Below are 3,560 nucleotides of genomic sequence, written 5' to 3'. Positions count from 1 at the left end.
GGCCCGCAGATGGCGGGCCAGGGCGGCGGCGGCCTGTTCGAGGGCGTCCTCGGAGCGGGCGGAGAGGACCAGCAGCTCCGGCCGGCTCTCGTGCAGGGCCTGACCGCGGGCCGGGCCCTCCTGGAGGATCACATGGGCGTTCGTACCGCCGATGCCGAAGGAGCTGACGCCGGCGCGCAGCGGGCCCGTCTCGCTCTTCCACTCGGTCTTCTCGGTGTTGACGAAGAACGGGCCGGCGGCGAAGTCGATGTCCGGGTTGGGCTCGGTGAAGTGCAGGCTGGGCACCAGGGTGCGGTGCTCCAGCATCAGCGCGGTCTTGATCAGGCCCGCCATGCCGGCGGCCGTGTCCAGGTGCCCGATGTTGGTCTTCACCGAGCCGAGCGCGCAGTACCCGGTACGGTCGGTGCCGTCGCGGAAGGCCTCGGTGAGCGCGGCGGCCTCGATGGGGTCGCCGAGCGGAGTGCCGGTGCCGTGCGCCTCGACGTAGCCGATGGTCTCCGGGTCGACGTCGGCGACGTCCTGGGCGTCGGCGATGACGGCGGCCTGCCCGGAGATGCTGGGCGCGGTGTAACCGGTCTTGGCGGAGCCGTCGTTGTTGATGGCGGAGCCCTTGATGACGGCGTGGATCCAGTCGCCGTCGGCGAGGGCCTCCTTCAGCCGCTTGAGGACGACCGCTCCGGCGCCGCTGCCGATCACGGTGCCGCGGGCCTCGGCGTCGAAGGCGCGGCAGTGGCCGTCGGGCGAGAAGATCATGCCTTCCTGGTACTGGTAGCCCTGGCCCGGCGGGTTGAGGTGGACCGCGCCGACCAGGGCCATGTCGCACTCGCCGCCGAGCAGGGCGAGGCAGGCGGTGTGCACGGCGACCAGCGAGGTGGAGCAGGCGGTGTTGATGCTGACGCTGGGGCCGGTCAGGTTGAGCTTGTACGACACCCGGGTGGCGAGGAAGTCCTTGTCGTTGGCGAGCATCAGCCGGTAGTGGTCCACGGAGGACGCGGCCCGGTAGCGCTCGCCCAGGTTGTGCAGCAGGTAGGTGTTCATGCCGGCGCCGGCGTAGACGCCGATGTGGGCGTCGGTGCGCTCGGGGTCGTAGCCGGCCCGCTCCAGGGCCTCCAGGGCGCACTCCAGGAAGACCCGGTGCTGCGGGTCGAGGATCTCGGCCTCGTCCTGGGTGAACTGGAACAGCTCGGAGTCGAACAGGTCGGTGCCGGGGATGGTCTGGGCGGCCTTCACATAGCGCGGGTCGGCCAGCCGGGCGGCGGGTACGCCGGCGGCGAGGAGTTCCTCGTCGGTGTACCGGGTCAGCGTCTCGCGGCCTTCGCTGAGGACGTCCCAGAAGCGGTCGACGGAGTCGGCGCCCGGGAAGCGGCAGGCCATGCCGATGATGGCGACGTCGGAGTCGGAAAGCGTCATGGTGCTGGTTCTCCTGCTCGGGTGTCAGCTCAGCCGTATGCCGAGGTCGGCGGCGACGGACCGCATGTCGAGGAAGCTGCGGGCGACGAAGCGGGCGGCGTCCTCGGAGGCGTCCATGCGCTGGAAGATGTCGACGAGGCTGCGCTCGTGCTCGTCGCGGTCGCCCTCCCCCGCCGCGATCTCCTTGACGACCTTGCCGAGCCGGTCCTCCACGTCGGCGAGGTCGAGCGAGCGCGGGAACTTGATGCTGAAGGTGTTGCGGTCGTAGGAGGCGTTGCGCTTGACGGACCGCACGTGGCTGGCCGCGTTGAGCTTGTAGAACATGCAGTCGAAGTTCGTGAACGAGTAGTAGTTCAGCAGCGGGAAGAGCGTGCAGTGGGTCTCCAACGGCGAGGACTGGTACAGGCCCTTGGCGCGCAGTTCCTCGACGATGCGGTCGGGGTCGTACTCGTGCCGCATGGCGATGAACGGAAAGACGATCTTCGGCAGGTTCTCGTCGTCGTCGAAGAGGAGCTCCTCCAGCTGCCCGCCGAAGAGCGTGTCGGTGAGCCGCTCGCCGAACGTCTTGTAGAAGCCGCGCACGATCTCCCGGACGTTGGACTCCATGGTGAGGATCTGCTGCGGGTCGGCGCACAGCGCGATGTAGGGGATCTTCTGCCGGTAGGCCATGAGGATCGCGCGCAGCACGAAGAAGGTGCGGCAGGAGACGCAGGGCAGCTTCTCGTCGAGGTACTTGCCGGGCTTCTTCGGCGCGGGACGGTTGAACACCTCGCGCATCATCAGCTTGATGTTGTCGTCGTCGGCGTCGAGGACGAACGTCGCCGGGATCTTCTCCCGGGCCAGCGCGATGTTCTGGGCGGCGTGCACGCTCTCGAAGGGCACGTCGAAGGTGAAGGCCAGCACCCGCTTGCCGTACTCGTTGACGAACTTGTCCAGCATGTACGTGCTGTCCTTGCCGCCGCTGTACATGAACAGGCAGTCGTACTCGCCGGTGCCGGGCGGCGCCTGCTGGAACTCGGTGAACACCTCGCTGGTGTAGCGGTAGTTGACGAGCAGGTCCTCGGCGAAGTCCAGGTTGCACAGGTTGCACACCCCCTGGTCGTCGAGCACCACTCCCGGATGGCCGGCCTTGAGCGAGCAGACCTGGCAGCTGGACACGGAACCCCCTGGTGAGACGGACGGATCGGGCTGTGCGGTGGGTGTGGCGAAGTCGTGTCGGCCGGTCATGAGCGCCGCCCCCTGCGGTCGCGGCGGCGGGCGAGCGCCGCCGTGTCCCGGGAGCGCCGGGGCCGGGACACGGCGGGCTCGGCGGGGCGGCCGGCGTCGGCGACATGGGCGGCCATGGCCCGTACGGTCGGATGGCCGAACATGTCGAGGCGGGTGACCTGGAGGCCGAGCCGCTCGCGCAGGGTCGCCACCACGGACGTCAGGCGCAGCGAATCGCCGCCGACGTCGAAGAAGTTGTCCTCGGCACCGACCCACTCCAGGCCGAGCGCCTCGCACCAGACCTCGGCGATGCGCCGCTCCAGGTCGGTGCGGACGGCCGCCGCGCCGCCGGCGACGCGGACGACGTCCGGCTTGGGCAGGGCATTGCGGTCGACCTTGCCGTTCGGGGTGAGCGGCAGCCGGGGCAGGACGACGAGGGCGGAGGGGACCATGTAGGCGGGCAGGCGCTCGCCCAGGGCGGCGCGCAGCCCGGCGGTGTCCAGCGGGCCGGCCGGGCCGACCAGGTAGCCGGCCAGGCGGCGTTCGCCGGGCCGGTCCTCGCGGACGACGGCGACGGCGGCGGTGACGCCGGGCAGCCGGCGCAGGGCGGACTCCACCTCGCCGAGTTCGATCCGGTAGCCGTTGAGCTTGATCTGGCCGTCGATCCGCTCCAGGTACTGCAAACGGCCGTCGGGCAGGTGGCGTACCAGGTCGCCGGTGCGGTAGGCGCGGCCGGTGCCGCCGCCGGGGGCGGTGACGAAGCGTTCGGCGGTCAGCTCGGGCCGGCCGAGGTAGCCGTCGGCGACACCGTCGCCGGACAGGTACAGCTCGCCGGGGATGCCGGGCGGGACCGGGACGCCGCGCTCGTCGAGGACGTGGCAGCGGGTGTTGCCGATGGGCCGACCGATGGTGGCCGCCTCGCCGGGCAGCACCCGGTCCACGGT

General features: G+C 70.6%; 3 protein-coding genes. All 3 read right to left on the bottom strand.

What is annotated here, in order from left to right; translation table 11 throughout:
• A partial coding sequence (locus ACTWQJ_RS48520) for a type I polyketide synthase (RefSeq protein ID WP_443312755.1) occupies positions 1 to 1,410 on the bottom strand: 1,410 nt, incomplete at its 3' end.
• Positions 1,411 to 1,434: 24 nt separating this feature from the next.
• Positions 1,435 to 2,637 (bottom strand): OzmP, encoded by a 1,203-nt coding sequence (locus tag ACTWQJ_RS48515; protein WP_443312754.1) that lies wholly within the window; start codon positions 2,635 to 2,637, stop codon positions 1,435 to 1,437.
• The coding region (locus tag ACTWQJ_RS48510) for a non-ribosomal peptide synthetase (protein WP_443312753.1) at positions 2,634 to 3,560 on the bottom strand (927 nt) is incomplete at its 5' end. The genes ACTWQJ_RS48510 and ACTWQJ_RS48515, both read right to left, overlap by 4 nt.

It is taken from the genome of Streptomyces sp. KR55, from assembly GCF_052245645.1.
Lineage (GTDB): Bacteria > Actinomycetota > Actinomycetes > Streptomycetales > Streptomycetaceae > Streptomyces > Streptomyces flavusporus.
The sequence above is the reverse complement of the archived record's forward strand: the minus strand, read 5'-3'. Positions and strand labels throughout refer to the sequence as shown.